The sequence below is a fragment of the Paenarthrobacter aromaticivorans genome, from assembly GCF_019038615.1.
In the GTDB taxonomy this organism is placed as follows: domain Bacteria; phylum Actinomycetota; class Actinomycetes; order Actinomycetales; family Micrococcaceae; genus Arthrobacter; species Arthrobacter aromaticivorans.
In genome coordinates this window covers 38,145-53,755 of the sequence record NZ_JAHOPC010000010.1, presented here as the reverse complement: position 1 = coordinate 53,755, position 15,611 = coordinate 38,145, and the positions used below count along the sequence as shown (strand labels likewise).

The 15,611-nt window shown below is 62.5% G+C and carries 12 protein-coding genes; 11 read left to right on the top strand and 1 reads right to left on the bottom strand.

Annotation, left to right across the window (positions count from 1 at the left end; translation table 11 throughout):
- The first annotated feature begins 90 nt into the window (after positions 1-90).
- Positions 91-1,446, top strand: coding sequence for an aldehyde dehydrogenase family protein (locus KSW38_RS15850; protein ID WP_216925884.1), 1,356 nt, complete (start codon positions 91-93; stop codon positions 1,444-1,446).
- A 64-nt stretch (positions 1,447-1,510) separates the two neighbouring features.
- Here KSW38_RS15850 and KSW38_RS15845 read toward each other — a convergent pair whose 3' ends face one another.
- Entirely contained in the window at positions 1,511-2,695 is a 1,185-nt protein-coding gene (locus tag KSW38_RS15845) for a Gfo/Idh/MocA family protein (RefSeq protein ID WP_216925883.1), read from the bottom strand.
- Between the two features lie 188 nt (positions 2,696-2,883).
- Between KSW38_RS15845 and KSW38_RS15840 the strand changes: the two genes are divergently transcribed.
- The 10 genes from KSW38_RS15840 (at position 2,884) to KSW38_RS15795 (ending at position 15,578) form a co-directional block, all read left to right on the top strand.
- Positions 2,884-3,651 carry an SDR family NAD(P)-dependent oxidoreductase gene (locus KSW38_RS15840; protein WP_216925882.1) on the top strand — a complete coding sequence of 256 codons (768 nt, stop codon included), beginning with the start codon at positions 2,884-2,886 and terminating at the stop codon, positions 3,649-3,651.
- Positions 3,652-3,702: 51 nt separating this feature from the next.
- Positions 3,703-5,463 carry an IlvD/Edd family dehydratase gene (locus tag KSW38_RS15835; protein ID WP_216925881.1) on the top strand — a complete coding sequence of 587 codons (1,761 nt, stop codon included), beginning with the start codon at positions 3,703-3,705 and terminating at the stop codon, positions 5,461-5,463.
- A 68-nt stretch (positions 5,464-5,531) separates the two neighbouring features.
- Positions 5,532-6,545 (top strand): D-2-hydroxyacid dehydrogenase, encoded by a 1,014-nt coding sequence (locus KSW38_RS15830; protein ID WP_216925880.1) that lies wholly within the window; start codon positions 5,532-5,534, stop codon positions 6,543-6,545.
- 32 nt (positions 6,546-6,577) lie between these two features.
- On the top strand, positions 6,578-8,038 hold the full coding sequence (locus KSW38_RS15825; RefSeq protein ID WP_216925879.1) for an APC family permease: 1,461 nt from the start codon (positions 6,578-6,580) through the stop codon (positions 8,036-8,038).
- 25 nt (positions 8,039-8,063) lie between these two features.
- On the top strand, positions 8,064-9,074 hold the full coding sequence (locus tag KSW38_RS15820) for a Gfo/Idh/MocA family oxidoreductase (RefSeq protein ID WP_216925878.1): 1,011 nt from the start codon (positions 8,064-8,066) through the stop codon (positions 9,072-9,074).
- 315 nt (positions 9,075-9,389) lie between these two features.
- Entirely contained in the window at positions 9,390-10,274 is an 885-nt protein-coding gene (locus tag KSW38_RS15815; RefSeq protein WP_216925877.1) for an ATP-binding cassette domain-containing protein, read from the top strand.
- Positions 10,271-11,269 (top strand): ABC transporter permease, encoded by a 999-nt coding sequence (locus KSW38_RS15810; RefSeq protein WP_254186594.1) that lies wholly within the window; start codon positions 10,271-10,273, stop codon positions 11,267-11,269. The genes KSW38_RS15815 and KSW38_RS15810 overlap by 4 nt, the downstream gene beginning before the upstream one ends.
- A 68-nt stretch (positions 11,270-11,337) precedes the next feature.
- Positions 11,338-12,306 carry a sugar ABC transporter substrate-binding protein gene (locus KSW38_RS15805; RefSeq protein ID WP_216925876.1) on the top strand — a complete coding sequence of 323 codons (969 nt, stop codon included), beginning with the start codon at positions 11,338-11,340 and terminating at the stop codon, positions 12,304-12,306.
- A 134-nt stretch (positions 12,307-12,440) separates the two neighbouring features.
- Entirely contained in the window at positions 12,441-15,377 is a 2,937-nt protein-coding gene (locus KSW38_RS15800) for an FAD-binding and (Fe-S)-binding domain-containing protein (RefSeq protein WP_216925875.1), read from the top strand.
- Positions 15,378-15,578, top strand: a complete 201-nt coding sequence (locus KSW38_RS15795; protein WP_216925874.1) for a hypothetical protein — start codon at positions 15,378-15,380, stop codon at positions 15,576-15,578. It abuts the gene before it with no gap.
- Positions 15,579-15,611 lie beyond the last annotated feature (33 nt).

Sequence of the window (15,611 nt, the reverse complement as noted above, 5' to 3'; positions counted from 1 at the left end):
CACTGGGCGGGACCGCTATGCAGCGGTCCCGCCCGTCGTCTTACGGGCTTACCCGTTCTTTCTGATTTTCGTAACAAAGGAGCATTCATCATGAGCGCATTTGCCGTTACTGATCCGGCTACCGGAACCATCCACGCCGAGTACCCGGCCGCCACCGACGCAGAAGTCGAGGCCGGGCTCGGCGCAGCCCAGAAAACCTACCAGGAGTGGTCCCGCACCACCACGGTGGCCGAACGCGCGGCCTTGGCCAAGCGCCTCGCGGACCTTTTCGTTGAGCGCAAGGACAAACTGGCCGCCATCATCAACCGTGAGATGGGCAAGCCGCTGCAGCAGGCCATAGGCGAAGCTGAGTTCTCTGGCTCCATCGCAGCTGCTTTCGCTGAGCACGCCGAAGAATGGCTTGCCGATGAGCAACTCGAGGTAGCCGACGGGCTCCGGAGCTTCTTCCGCTACCAGGGCCTCGGCGTGATCCTGGGAATCATGCCGTGGAACTACCCGTACTACCAGGTGGCACGGTTCGCGATCCCCAACATCATCCTGGGCAACACGGTGATCGTCCGCCACGCCAGCCAGTGCCCGGAATCGGCGCTCGCCCTGGAGGAACTCTTCCGCGATGCGGGCTTCCCGGAGGGTGCCTACGTCAACCTGTTCGCCACCCATCAGCAGATCTCGGACATCATTGCCGATGACCGTGTGCAGGGTGTCTCGCTGACCGGCTCCGAGCAGGTGGGAGCGATCGTGGCTGAGCAGGCCGGGCGTGCGCTGAAGAAGTGCGTGCTGGAGCTTGGTGGAGCCGACGTGTTCCTGGTGCTTGATACCAACGACGTGGACCTCGCGGTGAAGAAGGCCGTGATGGGCCGCATGGGCAACACGGGCCAGTCGTGCAACGGTTCCAAGAGGATCGTGGTGCTGGACAAGTACTTCGACGAGTTCTCGGAGAAGTTCAAGGCGGCCATCGCCGGCCAGTCCTACGAGAACGGCGATTTTGGCCCGATGTCCTCCGATTCAGCCACTAAGTTCCTGGCTTCCCAGGTGCAGGGTGCGCTGGACCAGGGCGCCGAAATCCTGGTGGGCAACAATGAGCCAAAGGGCAACGTGTTCACCCCGACGGTGATCACCAGCATCACCCCGTCCATGGACGTCTACAGCGAGGAACTGTTCGGTCCTGTTGCGCAGCTCTACAAGGTCAGCAGCGACGAGGAAGCGATTAAGCTCGCGAACTCCTCACCATATGGCCTTGGATCCGTGGTGATTTGCGACGACGTCGACCGCGCCGAGCGCGTCGGCAACCAGCTCGACGTCGGTATGGTCTTCGTGGGTGCCTACGACCTCAGCGGTGCGGACGTCCCGTTCGGTGGCGTCAAGAAGTCCGGTTACGGCCGCGAACTTGGCAAGGTGGGCATGTTGGAGTTCGCCAACAAGAAGCTGTTCCGCTTCGCCAAGTAGATTTCAGCACAACAGAAGGAGGCCGGATCATGGGTGATCCGGCCTCCTTCTGTGTCCCAGGGGCTTAGGCTCCGTAGGTCGTGTTTCCGGAGACTTCCGGAATCTCCACCCAGTCACCGGAACCGGCGCTCTTCAGCGAGGCATCCACCAGTTCGGATGCCGACCACCCGTCAGCCACCGAGGGGCCGAGCTGCTTGCCTTCGGCCACGGACCGCAGGAAGAGCGCGGCCTCGATGGTCTTGAGGTCGTTGAAGCCAATGCCCGGACCGGGACCCGGCTGGAAGCGCCCGAATTCGCCGTAGGACGGCGGGGTCATGATGGTCCGGTATCCACTGCGGTCCGTGGCGAGTTCCAACTGGTTCATCCGTTCGAAGTTCCAGCGCAGCGAGCCCTCCGTGCCATACACCTCGATGATGTATTCGGCGTGCGGGCCAATGGCTACACGGGTGGATTCGAACATGCCGATCGCGCCGCCTTCAAAACGGGCCAGCATGGCGGTATAGTCCTCGTTCTCCACTTCGCGGGTCACGTCCGAGGCCTTGCCCATGTCGAAGGAGTTGGAGGAGTTGCCGGCGGGCAGCGGGCGGTCCTTGATGAAGGTTTCCGTGACGGCATTCAGCGAGGTAATCCGGCCAACCAGGAACTGCGCCAGGTCGAAGCCGTGGCTCAGGACATCGCCCAGGACTCCCGAACCGGCCCGAGCCTGCTCGTAACGCCACGTGAACACCTGCGTGGGGTCCGAGGCGTAACCGGTGAGCAGGCGGATCTGCACGTTGGTCACCTTGCCCAGCGCGCCGGAGCGGATAAGCCGCCGGGCTTCCGCCACCGCAGGCGCATGCCGGTAATTGAAGCCCACCGAGGTGATCAGCCCAGCCGCTTCTGCGCCCTGGGCAATTTCGCGGGATTCCTGGGCACTGCGACCCATGGGCTTCTCGATCCAGAAATGCTTGCCGGCCTCGATGGTAGCCAACGCAATTTCGTGGTGCAGGAAGTTCGGGGAACAGATCGAGACGACGTCCACGTCCGGGTTCTCGAGCACCTTGCGGTAGTCGGTAGCCGTTTCCTTGTAGCCGAGCGCGTCCTCGGCGTGGTGACGGCCGGCGTCATCGGGGTCTGCTGCGATCACAAGCTCGGGGTGGCGCGGCAGTTCAGGGAAGAACTGCTTGGTGGCGAGGTAGGCGCGGGAATGCAGGCGCCCCATCCAACCCACCGAGATGAGGCCAACGCCAATGCGGTTCTGGTCTTCCAAAGTGGACTCCTTAATTGTTGCCGCTCTCCGGCGGTGCTGTGCCGCACAGAGAGGCGGCATCTGCGCATCAGCCTATGAAGGCAGGGTGTGTGCGTTGTGTCTCAATCTGAGACATCCCCCGAAGGCCTACGGCTGTTTGAGTAGAACGTACTAGGCCAGCAACGCCAACAAAGAGGAGCCCGTCGACGATGATGGACCGCAACAAACGAATTCGGACGGAAACCCTGCGGGTGCTCGTCACGGGCGCAACGTCCGGCGTCGGAGAAGCGACCGCAAAACTCTTCGCAGCGCGGGGTGCGCGGATGGCCCTCATGGGGCGCCGCGCCGGAGAGCTGCAACGGGTCGCGGATGAGATCGACGGCGTTGCGCACCAGGTGGTTGCCGACGTCGCCGACGCCGAATCAGTCCGGAACGGCGTCCGGGGAGCGATCCATTCCCTCGGTGGCCTCGACGTGGCGGTCAACGCTGCCGGGGTTGCCGGTTATGCGCCCCTGGAGGACCTGGACGAGCACCGCTGGCGCGAGGTGCTGGATACCAACCTCTCCGGCACGTTCTACGTTGCCCGTGAAGCGGGCCTGCATATGCGCAGAGCCGGGGGAGGGGCAATCGTCAACGTTGCCTCGGACCTCGCGGCCATGGGCGTTCCGGGGTTGGCCCACTATTGCGCAGCGAAGGCCGGCGTTGTTGGCCTCACCAGGGCGCTTGCCCTGGAGTTGGCGCCGGACGTCCGCGTCAACGCCGTCTGCCCTGGCCCGATTGATACGCCAATGCTGCGCTCGGGGCTGGAAGCCGAACCGGACCCGGTCCTGGCCCTGCACCAGAAGGAAAGCACCGTGCCGCTTAGCCGGCTCGCGGACCCGGAGGAAGTGGCAGCGGCTATCTACTTCCTGGCGGTTGACGGCACCTTCGCCACCGGCACCAGCATGGCGTTCGACGGCGGCACTTCCGCCGCGTAGCTGCAACACCCAAGACCTCAAAAAGACAACGAGCCAAGGAGCCTTAAAGATATGTCCGAGTCGAATTACAACGACCTCCGCAGCGCACGATGGTTCGGCCCACACGACCTCACGGGATTCGTACACCGCACTGCCATCCAGGCTGAAGGCTTCTCACGCTTCGCCCTCAAAGACAAGCCAGTTATCGGCATCGCAAACTCCTGGTCCGAACTGGTCAACTGCAACATCCACTTCAAACTTCTGGCCGACGCCGTGAAGCGCGGAGTTCTCATGGCCGGCGGGCTGCCGCTGGAATTCCCTACGATCTCCTTGGGCGAGAGCCTGATGAAGCCCTCTGCCATGCAGTTCCGGAACCTGATGGCCATGGACGTTGAAGAGTCCATCCGCGCCTACCCGCTGGATGCAATCGTGCTTCTGGGCGGCTGTGACAAAACCGTCCCGGCGCAGCTTATGGGTGCCGCCAGTGCGGATGTTCCCACCATCATGCTTACGGGCGGACCCCAGGAACCCGCCCATTTCCGGGGGAAACAGCTCGGCGTTGGCACTGACACCTGGAAGTACGCAGATGAGTTGCGTGCAGGAAAGATCACCGAGGCGGACTTCGACGAGCTTGAATCCGCCGCGAAACCTTCTGCCGGACACTGCAGCGAGATGGGCACCGCCTCCACCATGACATCCCTCGTCGAAGCCCTCGGAATGTGCCTGCCGGGTACTGCCTCAATCCCTGCAGTGGACGCGCGCCGCGCCCAAGCAGCCGAAGCCACAGGACGCAGAGCAGTGGAAATGGCCCTGACGCAGGGGCCAAAACCCAGCGAAATACTGACCAAAGAGGCCTTTGACAACGCCATCACGCTCTTGATGGCTGTAGGTGGTTCCACCAATGCCGTCGTGCATCTCCTGGCGCTGGCGAGGCGCGTCGGTTACGAGCTGCCGTTGGACCGGTTCCACGAAATCTCGCAGCGCACGCCTCGCATCGTCAATGTCCGCCCATCGGGTGAGTACTTGGTGCAGCAGCTGTTCCAGGTAGGTGGCATCTCCACGGTACTTAAGGAGCTAGCACCACTCCTGAACAAGGACGCCATCACCGTCACGGGTGAGTCCCTTGAACATGGCTACATCAACGCCCCGGAGCCGGACGGCGTTGTAGTCAGCACGCTCGAAGCACCCTTCGACGCATCAGGTGGCATCGCCGTCGTCCGTGGATCCTTGGCACCCAATGGTGCCGTGATCAAGAGAAGCGCAGCGTCCAAGGACCTGCTGCAGCACAAGGGTTCGGCGGTGGTGTTCGAGGACATTTACGACCTCGGCCGCAGGATTGATGATCCAGATCTGGATATCACGGAAGACTCCGTACTGGTCTTGCGCAACAGCGGGCCCGTAGGAGCCCCCGGTATGCCCGAGTGGGGCATGCTTCCCATTCCGGAAAGGCTGCTGCGCCGGGGCATCCGGGACATTGTCCGGATCTCCGATGCGCGAATGAGTGGCACGGCCTTCGGTACCACAGTCCTGCATGTTTCGCCGGAGGCTGCGGTGGGCGGCCCGCTGGCCATTGTCCGCGACGGCGATCCGATAGTGCTCGACGTCGAAAATCAGCGGCTCGACCTGGACGTCCCTGCCGAAGAGATCGAGGCCCGACTGGCCGACCTCAAGCTCCCCGAGCCGAAATACCGACGCGGCTACGGACGCTTGTTCATCGACCACGTCAACCAGGCACATGAGGGCTGCGACTTCGACTTCCTCAAGGGCCTGCCGGATGAAGAGCCGCAGCGTCTGCCGTACGGACTGATGAGCGGTTGGCAGGGCGGCTGGTAGGCCGCCGCCGATACCAAGCACGTGTTTTAGGGGCGCTCCTGCGGGAGCGCCCCTTGAAAGGAGAAAATGTGTCACGACCCAAGGTAATTGCAATAGTCCAGGAGGGCCGCCCGGTACCTCCCGTGGAACGTCTGGATGCCGAAGCGGAGGTGGTGGTGGTCCGGACGGCAGACGAGTTCCGGGCGGCGCTCCCGGGAACGGAGATCCTGTTCCTCAACGATTTCCGGACCAAGCTCCTGCGCGAAGTGGGCCCCGGCGGCCTCCGCTGGATCCACACTTCCAGCATCGGCGTCGACAGCCTCATGACCGAGGAGATCATCAACAGCGACATCGTGGTCAGCAACTCCCGTGGGGTATGCGAGCGTCCCATCGCTGAGTGGGTCCTGGGCGTGCTGCTGATGTTTACTAAGGACCTCCGCCGAACGATCGAGCTGCAGCAGGCGCGGACATGGCAGCACCGTGAGACCGAGCCGTTGCTGGGCCGCAAGGTGCTGGTGGTCGGCCCGGGCCCCGTGGGGCGCGAAACCGTGCTGCTGCTGCGCGCAGCGGGCATGGACGTCTCAGTGGTGGGCCGGACTGCCCGCGAGGATAAGGAGTTGGGCGCCATCGCCTCCTTCGACGAGCTGGATACGCTCCTTGGAGAGGCCCAGGACGTGGTGCTGACTGTCCCCCTCACGGAGGAGACCCGCGGCCTGTTCAACGCCACCCGCTTCGACAAGATGCGTGCCGGTGCCCGCTTGGTCAACGTAGGCCGCGGGGCCGTGGTGGTGGAGCAGGACCTCCTCGATGCGATCGACGCAGGTCACTTGGGTGCGGCAGCCTTGGACGTTTTCGAGAACGAACCTTTGGCGGCCGAAAATCCGCTGTGGAGCCGCAGCAACATCCTGGTTTCGCCCCATGCCTCCGGTGACCTGATCGGGTGGCGCGGACGTGTGGTGGACTGCTTTGCAAAGAACCTGCAGCAGTGGAAGACAGGACAGCCGCTGGGCGACGTCGTGGACCTGAAAAAGCTCGGCGGAACTGCTCCAAAAGGGCTGTCTCAAGCTGGTACAGTACTCCCACAATCCGCGTCGGTAGTGTGATTCAGCACTCTAAATTTCGTGACGAGGATTACATGTCTAGCTCAATAAAAGGCAAGCCGATAACGCCTACCCAGACCCAGGAAAACAAGCTCAGCGGAAATATGGGGGTGGGCGAGCTCGTGATGAACGTGCTCGCCTTTTCCTCCCCGCTGACCACAGTCGCGGGCACCCTGCCCGTGATGCTCCTCTTCAGCGGCCACACCGCTCCGGGGATCTACCTCCTAGTGACGCTGATGCTCCTGATCTTCTCGGTGGGATTCGTCAAGATGAGCAGGAGTGTCGAAGCTCCCGGCGGCTTCTACTCCTTCGTCACGGCCGGTCTCGGCAAGCCTGCGGGCTTGGGTGGTGCCCTCCTGGCGCTCGTGGGATACATCTTCATCGGCTTCTTTGCGCCGTCACTGTTCGCCCTGACGCTGCAGAGCTTCGTGGTCAATACCCTCGGTGGCCCGGATATCCCGTGGTACTGGTACGGACTGGGCATCATTGCCATCACAACACTCCTGGCCTACAACCGGATCGACCTTTCCGCGAAGGTGCTGACGGTGGTCATGCTGCTCGAGTCCACCGTGGTCATCATCTTCGATGTTGCGGCGTTTGCCTCAGGTGATGTGTCCCAAGGCGTCGGCTTCTCCATGCCTTGGATAACCGACGCCGGATTGGGCCTTGCGCTGCTGTTTGCAGTTGGCAACTTCTTCGGTTTCGAAGCAACGGTCATCTACCGCGACGAGGTTAAGAATCCGGACCGGACGATTCCCCGGGCAACCTACCTGGCAGTGGTCGGCATCGGCTTATTCTACGCGGTGGCTGCCTGGGCCTATACAGCGTTCCTTGGTGCTGACAACGTCCAGGAAGAGGCCAAAGCCAACACGGTAAACCTGTTCAACGACGGCGCAACCGTGTTGGTTGGCAAGATCTTCGCGGACGTCGGGGTTGTCCTGCTCATCACGTCCATCCTGGCTTCCATGCTGTCCATCCAGAACATCGCTGCGCGGTACAGCTTCTCGCTTGCCGCTGATGGGGCGCTTCCGAAGGCCCTGGGCCGGGTGCACCCTCGCCACAAGTCCCCCTATGTTTCAGCAATGGGAGTGGGGCTCCTCTGGGCGGTGGCCACCGTGGTGTTCACCTTGCTGGGCGTTGCTCCCGAGGCCCTCTATCCGATCGCGAGCGGAAGCGGTACTTTCTCGGTCCTGCTGTTGATGTTCATCACGAGCTTTGCTGTGCTGGTCTACTTTGTACGCCGCCGCAGTTTCGCCCCGGAATCGGTGTGGAAGACGATCGTGGCACCGATCGTCAGCGTGATCTTCCTCGGCTTGATCACCTACTTGGCTATTGCGAATTATCCGGAACTGATCGGCGGTTCCGCCCTTATGACGGCTATTTTCATGACCTTCACTTTCGCCCTGTTCATTGGCGGAATTGTCTACGCATACGTCCTGCGTTCAAAGCGTCCGGAAGTTTATGCACGCTTGGGCCGGCAAAAAATCGAGCAATAGACATTTCAACATCTGGAGAACTGCAATGACGCAACAGATAAGGGTTGGCCTGTTCGGGACCGGCAGGATCGGTCAAGTGCATGCCATGAGCTTGGCGACACTGGAAGAAGCAACGTTGGCCTGGGTGTGCGATCCCTTCATTGAGGGTGCCAAGCGAACAGCCGCCGAGTTCGGAGGCCGCGTGAGTGACGATCCCGGGGAAGTGTTTGCTTCCGGGGAAGTCGATGCCGTAATTGTGGCTTCGCCAACGGCCACCCATGTGGACCTGATCGGACAGTCGATCGACGCTGGCATCCCAGTGCTGTGCGAGAAGCCCATCGACCTGGAGATTGGGCGGGTCGATGCGCTCCGGGCCAAGGCGGCTGCTGCGGATGTCCCGATTGCTTTGGGCTTCAACAAGCGCTTCGACAGGCACTTCGTGGAACTCAGGCGGCGTGTGGGGGCCGGCGAGATCGGTGCCTTGGAACAGTTGGTCATCACCAGTCGGGACCCGGGGGAGCCTCCCGCAGCGTACCTGCCGCAGTCCGGTGGGATCTTCCGGGACATGACTATCCACGACTTGGACACGGCCCGCTACTTCATCCCGGACATCGTGGAGGTATCGGCCAGGGGCGCGAACGTCTTCAGCGACGCGATCCGCGAGGCCGATGACTTCGATTCGATTGTGGTCACGCTTCGGGGGTCCAAGGATGAACTCGTGACCATCCTCAACTCGCGGCATTCCGTGTATGGCTATGACCAGCGCATCGAGGCCTTCGGATCCGCGGGCTTGCTTCAGGTGGCCAACAAGAACGACAGCCTGGTCCGGCACTGGGGTGCCAGGACGGTGGAGGGGATGGGGCCGTACCAGAGCTTCTTTCTGGAGCGCTATGCGGAGGCGTACCGGCTTGAGGTGGCAGAGTTCCTGCGCGCTGTCCGCGGGCTTCCCTCGCGGAGTCCTGGCTTCGAGGACGGCCGTGCGGCTCTGATCCTCGCTGATGCTGCGGCGAAGTCCGCCCGGACCGGTGCCGCGATAGCCGTAGACCTCGCGGCCTGACCCCTGAACTGCCCGGTTTGGGCACGGATTCTTTCGCAACAATCCGTGCCCAAACCGGGCTTTGCCCTTTAAGGAAAGTGAATTGTTTCCCGCGGCAACAATTCAAGGCAACGCGGTGTTTCAAATTGGCACATCTGCCGCATTCTCCGATCCGCCAAAGTTCAAGTAAGTGAAACAGTGTGGCAAAGGTCACGCAGCTGCGGGGCTTCCTTGGAAATACCCCAAGTCTGCAAAGTCAAACAACGTAGTTTGATGGGCCAACTGTCAAAGGTGTTTCACCGGTTCATTTGCATGGCCCTATCAAACGAGGATGAGATGACCGACGCACCACCGGCGACAGCTCCACTTGTCGCCCTCAAGGACATACACAAGACATTCGGGGCGGTGTCCGCTTTGCGCGGAGTCAGCATCGATGTCATGCCCGGCGAAACCTTCGCACTTCTTGGAGACAACGCCGCCGGCAAGTCAACGCTCATGAAAGTGCTAACGGGCGTTTACCAGCCTGACCGCGGCTCGATTGAGTTGGACGGGAAGCGGACCGAGTTTCCCACGCCATCTGCATCCCGGGACCAGGGTGTCGAGATGGTCTACCAGGACTTCGCCCTGGCCGACAATCTCGATGTCCGGACCAATATCTTCCTGGGCCGCGAGCCCCAGAAGAACATCCTGGGTCCCCTGCTGAGGATCATCGACAGGAAGAAGATGGAAGCGGAAACCAAGCGCGTGCTGGAACGCCTGGACATCCCCATCAACCCGCGGCTGAAGGTCAAGCGACTCTCGGGCGGCCAGCGGCAGGCCGTGGCGATCGGCCGGGCATTGGCCTTCGATGCCCGCTTGATCATCATGGACGAGCCCACCGCAAACCTGTCGGTGGCCAAGGTGGACAAGCTCATCGAGGTAACCCAGCGGCTCAAGGACCTGGGCATCGCGGTCATCATCATCACCCACCGCCTCGACGAAGCCTTCGCCGTCGCGGACCGCTTCGCCGTCATGCGCCAGGGGCAGGTAGTGGGACGTTTCCGCGTGGGAGATGTCTCCGAAGCCCAAGTGGCCCACCTGATTTCGCACGGCACCTTGGACGACTACGTCGACACCGGCAGTGGCATCCCGGAGGAGCGCCGCAAAATCGGAAGCACATCAGCAATGGAAACCGTGGATGCACTGGCCGCGCGCGGTACTACCACCGGGAGCGACTCATGAGCATCACCATGGACAACATCAAGACCAAGCTGGGGCCAGCCGACCTCAAGGAAGGCCTGACCGCCACCAAGGTCAAGCGATTCATTGGCGATTACGGAATCATCATCCTGTTCGTGGTGATCCTCGTCTTCCTCGCCGCGGCGGCACCGAACTTCCTCACCCTGAACAACATCGTGAACGTCGTCAGGCAATCATCCATCATTGGACTGATCGCGCTGGGAATGACCTTCATCATGATCACGGCAGGCATCGACCTGTCTGTGGGCTCCGTTGTTGGTCTGGCCGGCATGACGTTCGCCCTGCTTGCCCCTGCCAGTGGAGGCGCCTTCTGGCTTCCGCTGATCGTCGGCTTGGGCGTCGGCCTCCTGGTTGGCTTCCTCAGCGCGGCAATGGTGGTTTGGGGAGCCATCCTTCCCTTCCTGGCCACGTTGGCCACCATGGCCATAGCCCGTACGGCGGCACTGGTGATCACTGACGGGCAGGTTGTCTCGGGCCTCAGCGGACCGGCCGAGTGGCTGGGATCCGGTTTCTTTGGCCCCATCCCGGTTCCCGTGATCATCTTTCTGGTGGCAGCCATCATCTGCGAATTCGTGCTGAGCCGCACCAAGTTCGGTTCCCACGTCTACGCCGTAGGGGGCAACGAGGAATCAGCCAAGAAGGTCGGCATCTCCACCAGCCGCGTCCTCTTCACCGTCTACCTCATCGGTGGCGTCACCGCCGCCCTGGGCGGTCTCGTCCTCACAGCCAGGCTCGACGGCGCGGCCCCAGTGGCCGGTACCGGCTACGAACTTCAGGTGATTGCCGCCGTCGTGATTGGCGGAACGAGCCTCTTTGGCGGCGTCGGCACCATCCGCGGGACCGTCATCGGCGTGCTCCTGCTGGGCGTGGTGATGAACGGCATGAACCTGATGGGCGTTTCCTCCTACTTCCAGCAAGGCGTCCAGGGAATCATCCTGGTCCTCGCCGTTCTCCTGAACCGCTGGAAGTCCGACTAACCAATAAGACCAACAGCATCACAAACAAATCTCCCAACGCACAGACAAAACCACCGAAAGGAACAACCATGGGTATGCGACGTAAAATCGCCACGGCGGTCGCCATGATGGCTGCAGGAGCACTCACCCTCACCGGCTGCGCAGGAAGCAGCAATGCAACCAGCAGCGGCGGAGCAGCCAAGACCTACAACATCGGCGTTGTGGTCCTTGACCTGCAAGACCCGGACCTGGCCCACATGACCGACGCCATGAAGAAGACGGCGGAGGAAAAGGGCGTCAAGCTCAACATCACCGACTCCAAGAAAGATGTTGGCAGCGAACTGAACCAGGTTGAGGACCTCCTCACCCGTCAGGTGGACGCCGTCATCATGCAGCCTCTGGACGGCGATGCCAGCCAGAACGCGGCAAAGAGGGTCATTGCGGCCAACATCCCGCTGTTCATCCTGTCCACCGAGTTCGCCGACGGATCGGACGTCGGCTACAAGAGCTACATCGGCGTGGACGACACCGTGGCCGGCCAGATGCAGGCCGAATACCTCAACAAATTGATGCCCAACGGCGGCAACCTCGTATTTGCCGCAGGCATCTACGGTGCATCGTGGACCGACCGCCGCAAGTCCGGCTTCGACAAGACCATCAATAAGAACTTCAAGATCGTGGCCGAATTCCAGGCCAAGGGCAGCCGGGATGACGCCAAGCGCAACATGGAGGACACCCTTCAGCGCTTCCCGTCCGGCCAGATTGACGCGGTTGTGGCCAACAACGACGAAATGGCCATCGGTGCGGCTTCCGCCATTGCCGATGCGGGACGCACCGCGGAGTTCAAGGCAGTGGTTGGCGTCGACGGTACCGATCCCGCGTTCCAGGACATCAAGGCGGGCACCATGTCCGCAACGGTCCGCCAGGACTCCGCGGGTCAAGGCGTCAAAGCCGTTGAGGTAGTGACCGACTTCCTGAACGGCGCAAACGTGGACAACCGCTACACGCTGCCGTTCACGCTCATCACCAAGGACAACCTGTCCGAGTTCCTGAAGTAACTCTCCTCCGGACACGGACTCAGTAACGGGCACAGTGGATCCCTCCACTGTGCCCGTTCTGTTTTGGCACACTCCGGCAGGGTAACCACCTGCCTAAACTTCCAGCGGACCACTACGAATTGGAGAAGGCGAACATGCCCCATGGTGACGACGGAGACACGAAAGTTGAGCAGCTGCTGGCCGCGTTGCGCGGGCAAGGCATCGAGGTGGATAACTCTCCGCGACGGCTCTCCGAGTACTCCTACGATGCGTCCAACTACCGTGTCCGACCTGCCGCCGTCGTCTTTCCGGCCACCGTCGACGACCTCAGGAAAGTGGTGCGCGAATGTTCGGCTTCCGGCGTTCCCATCACCCCGCGGGGCGGCGGAACGTCCATGGCAGGCAACGCGATCGGTCAATCGTTGGTGATCGACCTCTCGCGAGGCCTGACCACCGTAGGAGAGGTCGACGGCGGCAATGCCTCGGTCTGGGTGGACGCCGGCGTGATCCTTGGAGAGCTGCGCTCCTACGTCGAGAAGGCCACCGGCGATGAGCTGACTTTTGCTCCGGACCCTTCGTCCATGACGCGGGCCACAATCGGCGGCTCCATTGGCAACGACGCGTGCGGCAACCACTCGGTGGCCTACGGACGAATGACGCAGCATGTGCAGGAACTGGAACTCGTCACGGCCGATGGTGCCCACCTGCATGCAGGACGGGACTTCCTGCGGGCCGCTGACGCAGGTGAGCAGCACTCCGTCGCCCGGGCCAGCGAACTGCTGGCGGGCTTGAAGGAACTTGCCCAAGCCAACCTCGCCCCGCTGCGGGTAGAACTGGGAAACATTCCCCGACAGGTTTCCGGCTACCACCTGGGACACCTCCTACCCGAAAACGGCCTGGATATCGCCGGAGCCCTGGCAGGCAGCGAAGGCACGTGCGCCCTGGTGGTGCGGGCAAAAGTGGGACTGGTCCCGAAGCCCCGGACCACGGCCCTCCTCTGCCTTGGCTATGCAAATACCATCGACTCGGCCCGTGATGTTATGACCATTCTCGCTGCCAAGCCGAGTGCCATCGAGGGGCTGGATGCGTCGATCGTGGACATCATGCGCCACCGACGGGGTGCCGCCAGCGTCGACTCCCTCCCGCAGGGCAAGGCCTTCGTGATGGTTGAGTTCCCCGGGGACACTATGGAACAGGCGGCCTCCGATTGCGGACAGCTGCTGGCGAAACTCAGAGCCGACGGCCGGGTTGTGGACCACACACTTGTTACGGAGCCCCGGGAGCGCGCCAAACTCTGGCGGGTCCGGGAAGACGGCGCGGGTCTTTCCTCGCGCAGGATCGACGGAGTCCAGACCTGGCCCGGATGGGAGGATTCCGCCGTCGCTCCCGAGCGTTTAGCCGACTACCTCTCGGAACTGCTCCCTCTCGTGGAGAAGTATGGCTATACGGCCTTTATGTACGGGCATTTCGGCGCGGGTTGCGTGCACATGCGCCTGGACTACGACCTCCGAAGCGACCCAGGCCGGGAGGCTTTCGAGAACTTCACCCGCGAAGCAGCGGCACTCGTGGTGGCCCACGACGGCTCGCTTTCGGGGGAACATGGCGACGGCCGGGCCCGCAGCGAACTGCTGGACGTGATGTATTCGCCCTCGATGCTGGACATCTTTAGAGCGTTCAAAAACCTCTGGGATCCTGCCGGAGTCCTCAACCCTGGAATCATCGTGGACCCCGAGCCCTTCGCTGCTTCGCTGGCTCTTGACGGCGCGCCCCAGCCAGGTCCTGCGCACGGTGAGCCCGCCGCTATGCCGGGTGCCGACGTCGTGCCTTCTTCAGCTGGCCGCAGTCTGCTTCCGGTGGTGAGCCCGTTCGTCGGCAATACCCACGCGTGCATCGGGGTTGGGCGCTGCCGGGCAACCGCGGGCGGCTTCATGTGTCCCAGCTACCGTGCCACCAAGGACGAGAAGGACTCCACGCGTGGCCGGGCAAGGGTCCTGCAGGAACTCACCCGCACCAAGGGCACCAGCCACGACGGCTGGTCGAGTCCGGAGGTCCGGGAAGCCTTGGATCTTTGCCTGTCCTGCAAAGCCTGCTCGGCCGATTGCCCTACGGGCGTGGACATCGCAGAGGCCAAGTCACAGCTGGTGGATGAGCACTACCGCGGCAAAATCCGGCCCTTCACGCACTACTCCATTGGTTGGTTGCCGCGGTGGCTGCCGCTTTTGACTCGCATAGCCCCCTTAGCCAACGTGGGGACCAGTTTCGGTCCATTCCGTTGGGTGGGCGAGAAGCTGGGCGTCAGCGCCCGACGCCGACTCCCGGCCTTTGCACGGTCTGGCCGCATAGAGCGGCGGGTGAGGGAGGCGCAGTTCGCGGACAATGCCGATGTCCTGCTGTTCATCGACAGCTTCACGCGCGCCTTCCGGCCCGAAGTAGTCCCGGCCGCGGCCCGCGTGCTCCGCGATTCGGGCGTCTCCGTGGGCTGCACGCCCGACGCCTGTTGCGGGCTGACATGGATCTCCACGGGACAGCGCGATGGAGCACGACGGCGGCTGGCCAAGTTGATCAGCCGGCTCGACGACGGCTCGGACCGCGATATCGTGGTGCTGGAACCGAGCTGTGCTGTGGCTATCCGGGACGAAGGTCCCAAGATGGTGGGCGGTGCGGCAGCCGCGCGCGTGGCTGCCCGGGTCCGCTCGTTCTCCGTGGCTGTCGATGAGGCTATCAAGCGTGGCTGGAAGCCGTCCGCCGTTCCGCCCAACACCGCTGTCCTGCAAACCCATTGCCACGAGCATGCAGTCTTCGGTTCGGGTGCCCAGAAACGCGTCCTGGAGGCGTGGGGAGTGCCGAACCTCGTCGAATCGTCGTCGTGCTGTGGAGTAGCCGGAAACTTTGGTTTTGAGGCCGAGCACTTCGACACGTCCATGAAGGTGGCGGAACACTCCATTGTCCCGGCGCTCGATAGTGGTGCGGGTCTCGTCCTCACCGACGGGTTCAGTTGCGCCATGCAGGTCTCGCAGATCGATCCGGAACGCTCCAGTAAGCACCTGGCCATTGCCTTGGATCCGCACAGTGCCCGATGGACGGAGAACTAGGTGGCGTACCTCGGGATTTTCCTCATCCTGGTCGCGGCCGGATTGCGCTTGGCGGGCTGGCATATTTCCGGACCGTCCCGTCAAGTGAGGGCAACGGCGAGCTTCCGCGGGGTCCATGCGGTTCCCTTGGGGGCCGCCGTTTTTCTGGTCGCTGCGAGTGGCGTCTTCATCTTCGCCGTGGGAATCAGTATAGAGGGTTAACCCGTGTCTCAAACTGACACGGTTACAGCGGTT